The organism is Cryptosporangium sp. NPDC048952 (assembly GCF_043197895.1).
Lineage (GTDB): Bacteria > Actinomycetota > Actinomycetes > Mycobacteriales > Cryptosporangiaceae > Cryptosporangium.
Window position 1 is genome coordinate 1 of the sequence record NZ_JBICTY010000012.1, and the last position, 15202, is coordinate 15202.

14 protein-coding genes and 3 pseudogenes are annotated in these 15202 nt (G+C 69.2%); 13 read left to right on the forward strand and 4 right to left on the reverse strand.

The window, feature by feature from the left end:
- Positions 1 to 312: 312 nt before the first annotated feature.
- Positions 313 to 1341 (reverse strand): class I SAM-dependent methyltransferase, encoded by a 1029-nt coding sequence (locus ACGFY5_RS43250; RefSeq protein WP_392730715.1) that lies wholly within the window; start codon positions 1339 to 1341, stop codon positions 313 to 315.
- A gap of 194 nt (positions 1342 to 1535) precedes the next feature.
- Here ACGFY5_RS43250 and ACGFY5_RS43255 point away from each other — a divergent pair, with 194 nt between their 5' ends.
- The 3 genes from ACGFY5_RS43255 (at position 1536) to ACGFY5_RS43265 (ending at position 2755) form a co-directional block, all read left to right on the forward strand.
- Positions 1536 to 1742, forward strand: coding sequence for a hypothetical protein (locus ACGFY5_RS43255; RefSeq protein ID WP_392730718.1), 207 nt, complete (start codon positions 1536 to 1538; stop codon positions 1740 to 1742).
- A 171-nt stretch (positions 1743 to 1913) separates the two neighbouring features.
- Entirely contained in the window at positions 1914 to 2090 is a 177-nt protein-coding gene (locus ACGFY5_RS43260; protein WP_392730721.1) for a hypothetical protein, read from the forward strand.
- A 107-nt stretch (positions 2091 to 2197) separates the two neighbouring features.
- Positions 2198 to 2755, forward strand: a complete 558-nt coding sequence (locus ACGFY5_RS43265) for a pyridoxal 5'-phosphate synthase (protein WP_392730724.1) — start codon at positions 2198 to 2200, stop codon at positions 2753 to 2755.
- Here the strand turns inward: ACGFY5_RS43265 and ACGFY5_RS43270 are convergent.
- Positions 2738 to 3313, reverse strand: coding sequence for a PadR family transcriptional regulator (locus ACGFY5_RS43270; protein WP_392730726.1), 576 nt, complete (start codon positions 3311 to 3313; stop codon positions 2738 to 2740). The two genes, ACGFY5_RS43265 and ACGFY5_RS43270, sit on opposite strands and share 18 nt — an antisense overlap.
- Before the next feature lie 113 nt (positions 3314 to 3426).
- On the opposite strand from ACGFY5_RS43270, the gene ACGFY5_RS43275 reads away from it, so the two are divergent.
- Positions 3427 to 4425: a hypothetical protein gene (locus ACGFY5_RS43275; protein ID WP_392730728.1), complete on the forward strand. Its 999-nt coding sequence runs from the start codon at positions 3427 to 3429 to the stop codon at positions 4423 to 4425.
- Positions 4426 to 4444: 19 nt separating this feature from the next.
- Here ACGFY5_RS43275 and ACGFY5_RS43280 read toward each other — a convergent pair whose 3' ends face one another.
- Positions 4445 to 4876, reverse strand: a complete 432-nt coding sequence (locus ACGFY5_RS43280) for a molybdopterin-binding protein (protein ID WP_392730862.1) — start codon at positions 4874 to 4876, stop codon at positions 4445 to 4447.
- Between the two features lie 72 nt (positions 4877 to 4948).
- A complete protein-coding gene (locus tag ACGFY5_RS43285) occupies positions 4949 to 5860 on the reverse strand; it encodes a LysR family transcriptional regulator (RefSeq protein WP_392730730.1) in 912 nt (303 codons plus the stop codon).
- A gap of 114 nt (positions 5861 to 5974) precedes the next feature.
- On the opposite strand from ACGFY5_RS43285, the gene ACGFY5_RS43290 reads away from it, so the two are divergent.
- From ACGFY5_RS43290 to ltrA, 9 genes and pseudogenes are all read left to right on the forward strand, one after another.
- Positions 5975 to 7129: an NAD-dependent formate dehydrogenase gene (locus tag ACGFY5_RS43290; RefSeq protein ID WP_392730731.1), complete on the forward strand. Its 1155-nt coding sequence runs from the start codon at positions 5975 to 5977 to the stop codon at positions 7127 to 7129.
- Positions 7130 to 7281: 152 nt separating this feature from the next.
- Positions 7282 to 7353: pseudogene (locus ACGFY5_RS43295) on the forward strand (hypothetical protein); the annotation flags it as partial.
- A 41-nt stretch (positions 7354 to 7394) separates the two neighbouring features.
- Complete coding sequence (locus tag ACGFY5_RS43300) at positions 7395 to 7727, forward strand: isochorismatase family protein (protein ID WP_392730864.1); 333 nt, start codon at positions 7395 to 7397, stop codon at positions 7725 to 7727.
- Positions 7728 to 7903: 176 nt separating this feature from the next.
- The gene (locus ACGFY5_RS43305; RefSeq protein ID WP_392730733.1) at positions 7904 to 9196 is read left to right on the forward strand and encodes a GAF domain-containing protein; all 1293 of its coding nucleotides are present in this window, start codon (positions 7904 to 7906) and stop codon (positions 9194 to 9196) included.
- Positions 9197 to 9294: 98 nt separating this feature from the next.
- Entirely contained in the window at positions 9295 to 10818 is a 1524-nt protein-coding gene (gene adh / locus ACGFY5_RS43310; protein WP_392730735.1) for an aldehyde dehydrogenase, read from the forward strand.
- A gap of 52 nt (positions 10819 to 10870) precedes the next feature.
- Positions 10871 to 11371, forward strand: coding sequence for a DUF779 domain-containing protein (locus ACGFY5_RS43315; protein WP_392730737.1), 501 nt, complete (start codon positions 10871 to 10873; stop codon positions 11369 to 11371).
- A gap of 492 nt (positions 11372 to 11863) precedes the next feature.
- Positions 11864 to 12245: pseudogene (locus ACGFY5_RS43320) on the forward strand (extracellular solute-binding protein).
- Positions 12246 to 12743: 498 nt separating this feature from the next.
- Positions 12744 to 13052 carry a transposase gene (locus ACGFY5_RS43325; RefSeq protein ID WP_392730739.1) on the forward strand — a complete coding sequence of 103 codons (309 nt, stop codon included), beginning with the start codon at positions 12744 to 12746 and terminating at the stop codon, positions 13050 to 13052.
- A 633-nt stretch (positions 13053 to 13685) separates the two neighbouring features.
- Positions 13686 to 15125 (forward strand): annotated as a pseudogene (gene ltrA / locus ACGFY5_RS43330) (group II intron reverse transcriptase/maturase).
- Positions 15126 to 15202 lie beyond the last annotated feature (77 nt).

Genomic DNA, 15202 nt, shown 5'->3' on the forward strand with positions numbered 1-15202 from the left:
CTGACCCCGATCGAATACGAGACACTCCACCACACCGCTCACGCGGCCTGACTCCGCTCAACCGCCGAAGTCAACTGAACTCTGGGCAGTCCCGGGTGAGGCGTGGTGCGGCCGGCGGTTCATAACGTGATCGGGTCCGTGCTTTCCGGGCGACTCGGTGCCGCGATTGAGGGAGATGTTCATGGCGCCCCGTACGGTCTGGAAGTCCGTCGGAGACCGACGCACAGGACGCCGAAGACAGACTGGAGCAGTGGCCACGCGATCGGCCACGCGACCAACTGGCGGGTGATGAGCAGTGTCATTGCCCGAGGCCTAGGACGGCGTCGGCTTTCCTCGGCGGGTGGCGGTGGCGAAGAATCGGTGCGGTGGGTCGTCGTAGCAGGTCAGCTGCCAACCGGTCGTGGCCAGTAACGGGCCGATCCGGGTCGGGCTCAAGGGTTCGTCGGGGTGCAGGACGCGGCCGTGGCGGGCGGCGAGCGCGGCGCGTCCGGAGGGGTGGAAAACGATGAGGGAGCCGCCGGGCCGGGTGATCCGCGCGAGTTCAGTCAGGCCCGCTTGCGGGTCGGGCAGGTGCTGGATAAGTCCGGCGGCGAAAATCGCGTCGACCCTGCGGTCGGCGAGCGGGAGGTGGCGGGCGTCGGCCAACACGAGCGCGAAGCAGGCGGCGTCGCCGCGCCGGCGGGCGACCGCGAGCATCTCCGGGGTGATGTCGACGCCGAGGATGGTGCCGGTAGGGCCGACGGCGGCGCGCAGCGCAGGCAGTGCACGGCCGGTGCCGCACCCGAGGTCCAGGACGGTGGCGCCGGCGGGGAGGCCGGCTGCGGTGACGGCGGCGGCGTAGGCGGGCAAGTCGTCACCGAACTTGGTGTCCCAGGTGGCCGCACGCGGGGCGAAGAAAGCGCGGCTCTCCGGGATGTGCCAGGTGTCGGGGTCGACCAGGCGAGCGTCGATGTGCCGGACGATCGGCCAGGCCGGATCGTGGTAGTCGACGATGATCTGCGCGCCACGCTCGCGGTTGTGTTCGCCGCCGCGCGGAGCGGTACGCAGGTAGATCACGGCGTCCCAGGTCTCACCGGTCCGCCAATACGGGCCGTCCGCCAGCACCACGGTGGTGGGGCTCGGGGCGGCGGGCCGACGGATCGCGGGCCCGTCGCCGGTGAGGCGGAGGATCTCCCGGCCCTGGGCGGCCAAGGCGACAGCGAGGGCATCGGCGAAGGTCGCCGCGTGTTCGGCGGGGCCGTCGACGACCACGTCCAGCGGCTGGTCGCCGGCTCGGCTGAGCAGGACCTGGCCGAGCAGGGTCGTGACCTTATCGGTGCGGTTGCGTCCTACCAGGGTCATGGTTCCAGAATGCAACTGCGGCGAGGCAGACACAATAGTGCAGTACTCACGGCGCAAACGCAGGAATCACCCCGTACTTGCGGAACTATGCGCGCGGCATTTCGATCTCTTCGGGTGGTCGCACCGCGGGCTCAGCAGATAGGGCGAGGTTCGCTACCCAGCAGACGCGGCACCGGCACGTTTCCGTCGCGCTCGTGGTCGCCGCCGGTGCGGACGTCGTCCGCCTGGTTCCGGTCCGGATCGGCGCCATTGACGCGCACATCGAGCCCGACGCCCGGTCCGGCAGCCTGCACACCGTGGCCGCCGCAGAAGGCCTCGTCGTCTTACCTCCGAGTTGGAGACCCGGCGCGCCGGGGGACCTACTGCCCGTGCCGAAAACCGAGAGCGTGCTGCGCGGGTAGCTCGGTACGGTCACCGGCGTGGCGCGGAAATGACCAGTCGGCTCCAGGACCGCGACGCGGGCGATGCCGCCTACCAGCGCATCGGGGTGGCCTACTCGGACTACCGGCACCGGCTGTCACGCAAACGCTGGCACCGGCGAGTTCAACGAGGCCCACTACGGACGCTCCGAAATGCTGCTCGACCCCCTGGCCCGCACCTCATGCTCGGCCTGGAGCTTCGTCGACGAGGCCACGGCCGCCGGCTACGTCGACCGGCTGGCATCCGATCTCGGCGACGAAGCCTGGGACCTGCGCTACGGTCTCCGCGGAGGCAGCCGACGTGTGAGGGATCATTGGTGCCCGTTGTGAGCCCTGGAGCAGCCTGATGCGGGAGACGCTGCGGGCCCTGCCCTCGATCGTCGGCACCCCACCGCCGTTCGACCCGGCATCGGCCCCCGGACGGGCCGGGCGCGTTGTTGCTCGACTGGCTGCGCGTCGCGATCGCGCATTATGTTCCCGAGCCGTACGCGGTCACCTTGTCCACTATCGGCGCCGATGGGTGCCTGGACGCGCGCGTGCTGGTGCTCAAGGACGTCAGCGACGATGCGGTGTGCGAGATCGCCACCGGCGACAGGTCGGCCAAGGGACGGCAGCTGGCAGCGAATCCGGCGTGTGCGCTGTCGGTCTACTGGAGTCCGCTGGCCCGCGCGGTCCGGCTGCGAGGCGTTGCCGAGCGCGCGAGCGCGGCCACTGCCGCCGCGGACTTCCGCGCCCGCGCGCTGGAGGCGCGCGTCCTCGCGCTCGCCGGTCGGCAGAGCGCGCCGCTGCCCGGGCCGGCTGAGCGGGACCGCCTGCTCGCTGACGCGCGGCAACTGCTGGAGGCGCAGCCGGATCTCGTCGACCCGGGGTGGACCGTGTGGCGGGTCCGGCCGGTCAGCGTGGAGTTCTGGCAGGGCGACCCGAGCCGTCACCACCTCCGGCTGCGTTACGACCGCACCGAGGTCGGCTGGAACCGGTCATGCCTCTGGGCGTGATCCGGCCGTTGCGGACGCGTCGGGGGAGTCCTCGAGGGAGTCCTCGAGGGAGTCCAGAAAACGCAGCGCGGCGTTGACGTTCTCGACGCGCCAGCTGGTCAGGATGAGACCGAAGCCGTCGTCGGCGGCCCGCTGCTGGCCCAGTGCTGCGCGGACCGGCAGAAGTGCAGTGCGCTGCGCGGCGATCAGCTCGTGTGGTGCGAGGTGGCGGCGCAGCAGTAGCGCCAGCTTGACCAGCAGCTCCGATCGAAGGTCGCGGACGTGCGCGGCAGGTCGCCGGAGCCAGTCCTGCACGGCGGCGGCGCCGGTTGGCGTGGTGGTCAGGATCGAGCGCTGTGGGCCGCGTCGGCCCGCCTCGGTCGCCTCCCGGCGGACGAGGCCGAGTTCGGTGAGCCGGTCGAGGTTGCGATAGACGATCGGGCGCGGCACGTGCCAGGCGCGGCCGACGTCGTTGTGTTCGGCGGTGAGCGCGGCGATCGCAAAACCGTGCATGGGGGCCTCGTCGACGAGCGTCAGCACGATCCACTCCGGCAGCGACAGCGCGGGGGCGGCGAGCACGGGCGTCAGCGTAGTGCGACTTCGCGCCATTACCGGGCCGATCAGGAGTCGTACGAGTAGTCTCATCATGACTACCGATTAATCACACTGTGACTACTGGATCGGGGTGGTACATGGCCGAAGTCGGATATCTGCCGGACGGCACGCCGTGCTACGCGCCACCGGGTCAACTCCTCGTCGACGGGGATCGGGTCTGCTGCCACCTGTGCGGGGCGTGGTTCTTGTCAGTCGCCAGCCATCTGCGGGTTCACGGCTGGGCGAAGGCCGCCTACATCGAGGCATTCGGGCTCGAGCTGACTAACCCGCTCACCGGTGCGGCCACCCGCAAACGCCGCTCTGCCGCGCTCACCGCTCGGCAGGCCCTCGAACCGTCCCTGCTGCGTTCCCAGAGCCGGGCACGCGTCCGTGCCCGCAGCGGGGCGCTGACCGCAGCCGCCAGCGCGGCGGCCTCCGGCCGGGCGCAACCCTTCGAGCGCCGGGCGAAGACGCTGGAAAACCTGGCGCGGATCAACCCTCAGGCTCGCGCTGACGGCGTCCGCCGTCGCGCCGAACGCCACCTCGACGAGGTCGCGTCCGCCCTCGCGGCGCGGTTCGGTTTCCCGGACTTCCGCGGCTACCTGCGCAACCGGCTCGACGCCGACGTCAGCCTGGCGGCGATCAGCCGCGAGGCCGGCCTGCACAAGGACTGGATGACACGACACGTGCCGAAGCTGGTGCCCGAGCTGGCCGGGCACTGGGCCGAGGCCGCCGACCGGCGGGCGGACGCCCCGTTCACCGCCGCCGCGCAGCGCGGCGGCTTCGCTGATGCCCGGGCGTATCTGGTGGCCCGTCACGTCGATGAACATCGCAGTGTGCGGGCGATCGCGGCCGAGGTCGGGATGTCGCGCGGAGCGGTCATCGCTGCGCTGAAGCGGCACGGCATCTCGATCGTCGCGCACGCCACCAAGCGCCGACAGGCCGTCGCACGCGATGAGACCGCAGCCCGTCGCCAGGGCTTCGCGTCGCTCGCCGACTATGTTGCCGACCGCCGCGCCCGCGGCCACCCGTGGACCCGGATAGCCGCCGAGAGCGGAGTGGCCCCCTCCACGCTCCGCCGCCGCAGCGCGTCTTGACCCCCGCGCGGGGCCGAGGCTACGGCACCGCGATGCTGACCTCGGTCGACTTGATCAGCGCGGTCACCCGCGTCCCGGGCTCCAACGCCAGCTCCGAGGCGCCGTCCCGGGTGATCGCGGCGGTGAGCACGCTGTCGTCGGCCAGCGTGATCCTCACCGTCGTCATGACGTTGCCGTGGTCGACCGTGGCCACGACACCGGGCAGGCGGTTGCGGATGCTGATGCCCTCCACCGAGCCGGTCGCGACGGCGACCTCGGTCGACTTGACCAGCACCTGGACGTCGTCGCCCTCGGCCAGTCCGAGGTCTTCGACTGCTTCGGCGGTGATCGCCGCGGTGACTTCCTGCCCGGTGGCGAGGCGGACCTTTACGGTGCTCATCACCTCGCCGACCGCGACAGCGGTCACCGTGCCGGCGAAGCGGTTACGGATACTCAGCGGCACTGACGCCATCTCCTTCGACCGGTCGGACACTCACGTCATTTAACGCAGCCGTGGCGGCGAAACACATGGACCGCCGCGCCGCTAAGCGAGTGCCTGAACGAGGTCTGCGGCGCGAACGGCGTCCAATACGGCGGAGGCGACCATCGATGACGGGCCGTGGTCGCCGGTGACCAGTCCCACCACCGGGCTCGGCGCTGGGGACGCGAGCGGAATCGTGCGCATCCCCGCAGGCACTCCGTACGCGCGTAACCACGTGTGCGCGATGACGCCCGACCACGCCCCCGTGGCCAGGTGCGCGTACAACGCGTCCACGGTCTCGGCCTCGATCACCGGCACATGGGTAACGCCGGCCATGGCCATGGCTTCGTCGATGATGCGGCGGTTCTGCATGCTTGAGACGAGCGCGCACAGCGGCAGCGTGGCGGCGTCGGCCCACTCGACGGTTTCCCGGTCATGGAGGGGTCCATCAGCCGGGGTCAGCAGCGCATACCGCTCGCGGTAGAGGCGCAGCGCCTGCGACTCGTCGATCGGAGCTTCCGGCAGGTAGGTCAGACCGGCGTCGAGCTCATAGGCATGCAGACGGCGGACGATCTCTGGCGCCGGCAGCACCTCGATCCGCATCCGCGCCAGCGGATGCTTCGCCATCATCGCCTCGCTGATCAGGGGCGTCGCCGGGACCGCGGTGGGGATTGCGCCGAGCCGGACGGTGGCGGTCAGCCCATGGCGCATCCGGTCCAGGTCGATGCGCAGCGCGTCACGTTCGGCGAGGATTCGGTGCGCCCACCCGACGACTCGCAGGCCTTCCGGGGTGAACCCGTCGAAGCGGCGGCCGCGTCGGACGATCGTGACGCCGAGCTGTCGTTCGAGCTTGCGCAGCGCGGCGGAGAGCGCCGGCTGGGTGGCGTGACAGGTAGCCGCGGCGCGGCCGAAGTGCTGTTCGCGGTCGAGTGCGGCGAGGTACTCAAGCTGGCGGATCATTACTTCGCCCGGCATGCACGCCACCGTAATAAACAACGTCGATCAGCACATCGACGGAGTGCGTTTGATCAGTCGGTCCGCTACCTCGATCGTTGTATACGACATACAGGCGACCGCGAGGAGGCGGCCATGGCCAAGGTGCTGTGCGTGCTCTACCCCGACCCGGTGGACGGCCATCCGAAGACCTACGCCCGGGACTCCCTCCCGGCCCTGACCGGCTATCCCGGCGGACAGACCCTGCCGACCCCGTCCGCGATCGACTTCACCCCTGGCGAGCTGCTCGGTAGCGTCTCCGGCGAACTCGGTCTCCGCGCTTACCTGGAAGGCCTCGGCCACGAACTGGTCGTGCTCTCGGACAAGGACGGCACGGAGTTCGAACGGCATCTCGTCGACGCGGAGATCGTCATCTCCCAGCCGTTCTGGCCGGCCTACCTGACCGCGGAACGCCTAGCGGCCGCACCGAACCTGAAGCTCGCGCTCACCGCCGGCATCGGCTCCGACCACGTCGACCTCGACGCCGCGATCACCCACGGCGTCACGGTGGCGGAGGTGACGTTCTGCAATAGCATCAGCGTCGCCGAACACGTCGTGATGTCGATCCTGGCGCTGGTCCGCAACTATCTGCCGGCCCACCAGATCGTCCGCGACGGCGGCTGGAACATCGCCGACGCCGTCGCCCGCTCCTATGACCTGGAGGGCATGGAGGTAGGCACGATCGCCGCCGGCCGCATCGGCCTGGCTGTACTGCGACGCCTCGCGCCGTTCGGCGTCCGCCTGCACTACACCGACCGGCACCGCCTGCCGGCGTCCGTCGAGGCCGAGCTCGGCCTCACGTTCCACGAGTCGACGCAGGCCATGGTGCCGAACCTCGACGTGGTCACGATCAACGCGCCCCTGCACCCGGAGACACAGGAGCTGTTCGGCGACGACCTGCTGGCGACAATGCGCCGGGGTGCCTACCTCATCAACACTGCCCGGGGCCTGATCGTCGACCGTGACGCGATCGTGCGCGCCCTGGAATCCGGGCAACTCGCCGGGTACGCGGGCGACGTCTGGTACCCCCAGCCCGCCCCGGCCGACCACCCGTGGCGCACGATGCCGCACCACGGCATGACCCCGCACATCTCCGGATCCTCGCTGTCGGCGCAGGCCCGCTACGCGGCCGGCACCCGGGAAATTCTCGAGTCCTACTTCGGGAAGACGCCGATCCGCGACGAGTACCTGATCGTCGACGGTGGCCACCTCGCCGGCGTCGGCGCGCACTCCTACAGCGTCACCACGTGACCGAACGCCCGGTCCTCGTCCTCGCAACAGTCGCGGACGGGGGCCGGGCGACCGGCTGGACCGACGTCATGAATGCCTACACCGCACCGCACTGGCCGGCTTCCGCGCTAATCATCATCGACGTGCAAGCCGACTTCGCCGAGGGCGATCTGATGCCGGTTCCCGGCACCGGTGCGGTCGTGCCGGCCCGGTCTCGGCTGGTCGCCGAGTTCCGCGCGGCTGGGCGGCCCATCGTTCACATCGTCCGCCTCTACCCTCCGGGCGGATCCGACGGCGATCTTGCGCGCCGGGAGTTCATCGAGGCCGGCGGCGCGGTAGTCGCCCCCGGTTCCGCGGGTTCCGGCATCGTGCCGGGGCTCGTCGACGACGGCGCCGGCCCGTACCCGCTGGACGCCGCGCTGCTGCTCTCCGGCCGCCCGCATCCGATCGGGAGATCGCACTGTTCAAACTACGGTGGGGCGCCTTCTACCGCACCGAACTGGACTCCTGGCTGCGGGAGCAGGACATCGACACGCTCGTCGTCGCCGGGTGCCCCTTCCCAACTGCCCCCGGGCGACACTGTTCGAGGCGAGCGAGCGGGACTATCGCACGGTGCTAGCCGACGACGCGGTGTCGCAGGCCTCGGCCGAGCGTCTCGACGACCTCGCCCGCATTGGCGTCAATGCCCTGTCCACCAGCGCAATCCATACGCCCCTGGAGGCCTGCTGACGTCTTGGCACCCGCAGAAGTCACAGTGAGACTACTGTCGGGTAGACACCGATGGAGGTGCGTGCAATGACGCCCCCTACCTCCTTAGCCAGCCCGTGGCTCGCCCTACCGAGCGGCTCCGACCCGCCCAGGGTCCGCAGGGCGCTGGCCCGTGCCCACGAATCGTTCCTCGCCACCGGTGCGCCGCCGAGTGGCGTCCGCGATGTGGTTCTGGACTCCTGGCGCCGGTCGCTGCGCAGCGGCGTCGACCCGGCCGAGCCCGCCGCGCCCCGCGCCGAGGATGTCCATGCCTACCGGGAGCAGCACGCCCTCGCCGCGGTGATGCCGGTCGTCCGGGAGCTACTGGTACGGGACGCCACTGACTCCGAGCTGCTGGTCGCGGTCGCCGACGAGGGCGGGCGGCTGCTCTGGGTGGAGGGCGAGGCGGGCCTGCGGACGCGGGCGGCGGAGATGTCGTTCGTCGAGGGCAGCATCTGGAGCGAGGAGCGGGTCGGCACGAACGCGCCGGGCACCGCCCTGGCTCTGGACCATCCGGTGCAGATCTTCGCCGCCGAGCACTTCAGCCTTCCCGCCCAGGCGTGGAGCTGCTCGGCCGCTCCCGTGCATGACCCGGAGACCGGGCGGCTGCTCGGTGTCCTCGACGTCACTGGCGGGCAGCACGTTGCTGCACCGCAGGCGCTGACGCTGGTTCGCGCGGCCGCTGCGGCGGCCGAGGCCCAGCTGCGCCTCCGTCGGCTGCAGGAGGGCCCGCGACGCAAGGCGGCACGCGGCACCGCTTACCTGTCGGTGCTCGGCACATCGAGCGGCGGCTTGCTGCGGCTCGGCGGTGCCGGCGAGCAGCGGCTGACGATGCGCCACACCGAGCTGCTCCTGACCCTCGCCCGGCACCCGCGGGGCCTCACCGCGGACGAGCTCGCCGTTCAGATCTTTGACGGCGAATCCGCGCTGGTCACCGTCCGGGCCGAGATGTCCCGGCTCCGCCGCCTGCTCGGACAGGGCGTGCTCGCCTCGCGGCCGTACCGGCTGCTGACGCCGCTGAGCACGGACCTCGACGACCTGGTCAAGCTGCTCGATCGGGGCGCGCACAAGCAGGCGTTGGCCGACTACCCGGGTCCGGTTCTGCCCCGCTCGACCGCGCCGTTCGTCGTCGCGCTGCGGGAGGAGAGCCGCGCCCGGCTGCGCCGGGTACTTCTTCGGCACGCGACCGTCGACGTGCTGCTGCGCTACGCACAACTGCCCGAGGCGCAGGACGACGTGGAGGTGTGGGCCGCCTGCCTGCTCGGCCTCCCCATCGGCTCGCCTCGTCGCGCCTACGTGCAAGCGCATCTCGAACGGCTGGACCAGCGGATGGGCCGATAGCTCCCACGGCAACGTGATTGCAACGTCTCGCGGCTTAGCGTCGCCGCAGACGCGCGCACTGTGGCGCGCGTCACGCGCTAGCGATGGAGGTCTTTCCCATGGCCGTCTACGCCGCTCCGGGGCAAGAAGGTAGCCCGGTCAGCTACAAGTCGCGGTACGAGAACTGGATCGGCGGCGACTGGGTCGCGCCGGCGAACGGCCAGTACTTCGAGAACCCGACCCCGGTCAACGGCCAGCCGTTCACCGAGATCGCCCGGGGAACCGCCGCCGACGTCGAGAAGGCACTGGACGCCGCGCACGCCGCCGCACCGGCCTGGGGCAAAACCTCGGTGGGTGAGCGCGCGCTGATCCTCAACAAGATCGCCGACCGCATCGAGGCCAACCTCGAACTGCTCGCCGTCGCCGAGACTTGGGACAACGGCAAGCCCGTCCGGGAGACGCTGGCGGCCGACCTGCCGCTGGCCGTCGACCACTTCCGGTACTTCGCCGGCGCGATCCGCGCTCAGGAGGGCACCCTCTCCGAAATCGACCACGACACCGTCGCCTATCACTTCCACGAGCCGCTGGGCGTCGTCGGGCAGATCATTCCCTGGAACTTCCCGATTCTGATGGCGGTCTGGAAGCTCGCCCCGGCGTTGGCCGCCGGTAACGCGGTGGTGCTCAAGCCGGCCGAGCAGACCCCGGCGTCGATCCTGGTGCTGGCCGAGCTGATCGCCGACCTGATTCCGCCGGGCGTCCTCAACATCGTCAACGGGTTCGGCACCGAGGCGGGCAAGCCGCTGGCGTCCAACCCGCGGATCGCGAAGATCGCGTTCACCGGTGAGACGACGACCGGTCGGCTGATCATGCAGTACGCGTCGCAGAATCTGATCCCGGTGACGCTGGAGCTCGGCGGTAAGAGCCCGAACATCTTCTTCGCCGACGTCCTCGCCGAAAACGACGACTTCCAGGACAAGGCGCTGGAAGGCTTCACGATGTTCGCGCTGAACCAGGGCGAGGTGTGCACCTGCCCGTCGCGCGCGCTGATCGAGCGGCCGATCTACGACGAGTTCCTGGCGGCTGCGGCGATCCGCACGAAGGCCGTCCGCCAGGGCAACCCGCTCGACACCGAGACGATGGTCGGTGCGCAGGCCAGCAACGACCAGCTGGAGAAGATCCTCTCCTACATCCAGATCGGCAAGGGTGAGGGCGCCCGTGTGGTCACCGGCGGTGAGCGGGCCGAGCTCGGCGGGGACCTCAACGGCGGCTACTACGTCCAGCCGACGATCTTCGAGGGCCGCAACGACATGCGGATCTTCCAGGAGGAGATCTTCGGTCCGGTCGTCTCGGTGACCAGCTTCGACGGGTACGACGACGCGATCAAGATCGCCAATGACACCCTGTACGGGCTCGGCGCCGGCGTCTGGAGTCGCAACGGGACCACCGCCTACCGGGCCGGACGCGACATCCAGGCCGGTCGGGTGTGGACGAACTGCTACCACCAGTACCCGGCGCACGCCGCGTTCGGTGGCTACAAGCAGTCCGGCGTAGGACGGGAGAACCACCGGATGATGCTCGACCACTACCAGCAGACGAAGAACCTGCTGGTGTCGTACTCGCCGAAGGCGCTCGGCTTCTTCTGATCGAACCCGAGGGGCCGGCCTTCGGGTCGGCCCCTCGCTGGAGGAGGTGCGCATGGTTTCCCGCGTTCTGCAGACACCGCCCGCCGCGGAGCTGATCCGCAAGCTGGAGGCACAGCACGGACCCGTCATGTTCCACCAGTCCGGCGGGTGCTGCGACGGCTCATCGCCCATGTGCTACCCGGACGGCGAGTTCATCATCGGCGACCGCGACGTGCTGCTCGGCGTCCTCGACCCCTCCGAAGACGTCGCCGTCGAACCCGATCACGGGGTCCCGGTGTGGATCTCCGGAAGCCAATTCGCCACCTGGAAACACACCCAGCTGGTGCTCGACGTCGTCACGGGACGCGGCGGCGGCTTCAGCCTGGAGACGCCCGAAGGCCTCCGGTTCCTCATCCGCGGCCGCGTCTACACGCCGGAGGAGCAGGCCACCCTCGACGAGGACCCGCCTCTGACCGGCGCGGACGTGGAACGCGACGGGCTACCGAAGCCGCTCCGGCCCACGCTCATCAGCGACGAGGACTACGCCGAGGTGTGTGTGACGCCCGTCCGTTGACGAGCGTCGGGACTCGGTTCGTTGTCCCGGGTCTGAGGGAGAGAATAGCCTTCGGTGTCCGAGAATCCGACCGACAGGGCCGACCCTGTTCCGCTTCTGCGGTGCTAGCGTCCGCGCGGCTGAGTGCCCATTCAGCAGTTATCGGCACCGGGCTGATGACAGACGAACCCCGGAGGCATCCGTGCGCCGCCCCGCCCTCCTCGCTGCCACGTTGGCCGCAGCCGCGTCGCTGCTGCTCGCCGGCTGCGGATCATCGGACAGCAGCGATACCAGCTCCTCGTCATCCGCTTCGGCCTCCGCCGACTAGCTGAGCGGCACCGTCACCGTGTTCGCCGCAGCATCGCTCACCGAGTCGTTCGACACTCGGCAAGCAATTCGAGGAAGCCCACCCCGGCGTTACCGTGAAGTTCAACTTCGCAGCGGGCTCAGCGCTGGCCGAGCATCGGCCAACGAGCACCGGCCGACGTTTTCGCGTCCGCGAGCACGAACATCATGGACGCGGTGGTCAAGGACGGCGACGCTCAGGACCCGAAGGACTTCGCGCAGAACACTATGGAGATCGCAGTGCCGCCGGTCAACCCCGGCAAGGTGAACGCGCTGGCCGAAGACACTCGGCGCCGACGTAGAGTCGGTGCTTACTACGGTGTCGCTCGGTGAGGTTGACGCCGGCATCGTCTACAAAACCGACGTCCGGGCCGCCGGTACGAAGGTCAAGGGCATCGAGATCCCGGCAGACCAGAACGCCTCCACCGCCTACCCGATCGCCATGCTCAAGGACGCCCCCAACGCCGACGGCGCGAAGGCGTTCGTCGACTACATCCTCTCCGCCGACGGCACCAAAGTGCTGGAGGCCGCAGGCTTCAGCGCCCTCTGAGTCGAACTGTGCCTCCGGCCATTGCGTCGGGGGCACCGGCCGACGGCTTAATAGGACATCGCTAGCGGCTCTGATGCGGCTCCTGCCTCGTGGCACTTGTTAACAGCCCTGCACAGAACGGACGTTGCTAGTGCCCGCGGCTGGCGCTCCGGCGCAGGCGCCCGTTGCGCACTCGGTACCTCCAGCGCAGCTGATCACCATGACCTTCCGGCAGCCCGGGTCGGGTGGCGCGGCGACTTGCGCGTCGACCGCTGGGCCGGCCGCGTGATCGACTGGGATGAGCTGGTCGCGTGATCCGGCCCGCCCAGGCCGCCGACGCCGAGCGGCTCACCGCACTATGCACGGCTCCGCCGGCTACCGCGTCACCCCGGAATACCTCGACCGAACACCATCATGGGTGTGGCTCGACGCGGCCGGCATCATCCAGGGGTTTGAGCTTCCCCCGGCTCTTACGGAGTGTTCTGAGCGTGGTCAGATGACCGCGGGAAGGAACCATCTGTGGCGGCACCGAAGAAATACCCCGATGAGTTGCGGGCTCGTGCGGTCCGGTTGTATCGGGAGGCCGACCCGAAGCCGGTGATCAAGCGGCTGGCCGAGCAACTCGGGGTGCATCCCGAGGCGTTGCGCAACTGGATCCGTCAGGACCAGGCTGATCAAGGCGAACGCACCGACCGGCCGACGACCGAGATGGCCGAGGAGAACCGGCGGCTGCGCAAAGAACTGGCCGAGTTAAAGCGGGGCGAACGAGATTTTGCGCGGCGAGCGCGTATTTCGCCCAGGAGCTGTGCGCCATATAGCGCTGAGTGATCGAGGAGGGTGAGAGACCTTCCCGCCGGGTCGTCGCAGCGGCCCGGTCGAAGCCGGAGGGCAGCCTGACCCGTGTGACGGCGGTGAGGGTGGCAAGCGGCCCTGACGTTGGCAGGACGCGCTGGAACTGCCAGACGGTGCGGGCCTGCCGGGCGAGGCCAGAAGGTGCAACGTGAGTGAACCAGTGGTTGACGCTCCGTAAGAGCGAAGCCGGCTCGAAACCTGGTGGATCTGGGCCGGTGTGCAGCGCACGACCCGTCGCGCCGTGAGGTGGGTGGGTGGACTCCGAAGCCGTGTAGCTCCGACGGTGGGGAGGCCGTGGTGAAGGTCTGCGGCGTAGCCGCGGCGATGCTGCCGGAGTAGAGCTGGGTGCCTCACTGGCCGATCGATTGCTGGGTGAACGTGGGAACCGACCGCTGCTCGCCCCGGAAGCCGTCCATCCAGGACGGGACTGGGGCAGGCGCGTTGCCGCTGTGGAGTGGCGGGTCGGGGCGGAGGCCTCGTAGTAGTCGCGGGCGTGACGACCCGCTGCTGGAGCCCGGGAAAGCCGGGTGCAGGGCGAAGGGGGCCAGCAAGCCAGGCAGTTGCGGATGCTGGAAGGCCAGGAGAATCCGGAAAGGGGATTTGTCGCCGGTGAACACCGACGAACCGGAATCGGCGCTGGAAGAGGCCGAGGCTCGGGTACTGGGGATTCAGACCAAGCTGCACCGTTGGGCGCGTGAGGATCGGTCTCGCGTGTTCGACGACCTGTTCAATCTCGTCGCCGATCCGGCGTTCCTGCTGGTGGCGTGGGATCGGGTGCGGGGTAACAAAGGCGCCAAGACCGTCGGGGTCGACGGGCGGACCGCCTTGTCGATCGTGCTGCGGATCGGGACAGAGGAGTTCCTCGACCGGCTTCGCGCCGGGTTGGGGGAGCGTTCGTTCCGCCCGTTGCCGGTGCGGGAGCGGCTGATCCCGAAGGCCGGTGGCAAGGTGCGCCGGTTGGGGATCGCCACGATCGCTGACCGGGTGGTTCAGGCGTCCTTGAAATTGGTGCTGGAGCCGATCTTCGAGGCGGATTTCCTCCCATGCTCCTATGGGTTCCGTCCGGGGCGCCGGGCTCATGACGCGGTGGCCGAGATTCGTTATATGAACACGCGTCCACGTCATTACGAGTGAATCGTGGAGGGAGACATCACGGCTTGCTTCGACAACATCGACCACACGGCGCTGCTGGGCCGGATGCGTCGACGAGTCGCAGACAAACGCGTCCTGAGCCTGGTGAAGGCATTTCTGAAAGCCGGTGTCCTGACTGAGGATCGTCAGTTGGAGGAGACCACCGCCGGGACCCCGCAGGGGTCGATTCTGTCTCCGTTGTTGTCCAATGTGGCGCTATCGGTGTTGGACGAGTCCATCGCCGAGGAGCCGGGAGGTCCGGGCAGCAGCAAGTTGGAACGGGCTCGGCGGCAACGCCGGGGCCAGCCCAACTTCCGGCTGGTGCGGTATGCCGACGACTGGTGCCTGCTCATCTCGGGCACCCGGGAGCACGCCGCGCAGCTGAAGGAACAGATCGTCGGGGTCTTGGCCGGGATGGGGCTGCGGCTCTCTCCGGAGAAGACCCTGATCACCCAGATCGACGACGGGCTGGATTTCCTCGGGTGGCGTATCCAGCGTCACCGCAAACGCGGAACCAGCAGGCACTACGTCTATACCTATCCGGCCAAGAAGTCGCTGGGATCAGCGAGGGCCAAGGTGAAGGCGTTGTGTCGGCAGGTCGAGATCAGCCAGCCGATAGACGAGCTGATTCGTCGGCTCAACGCGGCCGTGCGGGGCTGGTGCGCGTACATCCGTCCTGGCGTTTCGTCGGCCACCTTCGCCTACCTGAGTCACTATTTGTGGCAGACGGTCTGGCGGTGGCCGCGCCGGAAACACCGCCGGAGCACGTGGAAGGAACTGCGCCGACGCTATTGCGCGGGCGGCTGGTGGCCAAGCGGCCAGAGCAGGCAGCTTTTCGATCCGGAGAAGCTAAGTACCACTCGCTATCGCTATCGCTATCGCGGGTCGGTGATTCCCTCGCCCTGGCCAGCGGCCTGAGCACCGAATCCTGTCACTCGCCTCCCGGGGCTTGTGGAGAGCCCGGTGCATTGAAAGGTGCACGCCGGGTTCGGGAA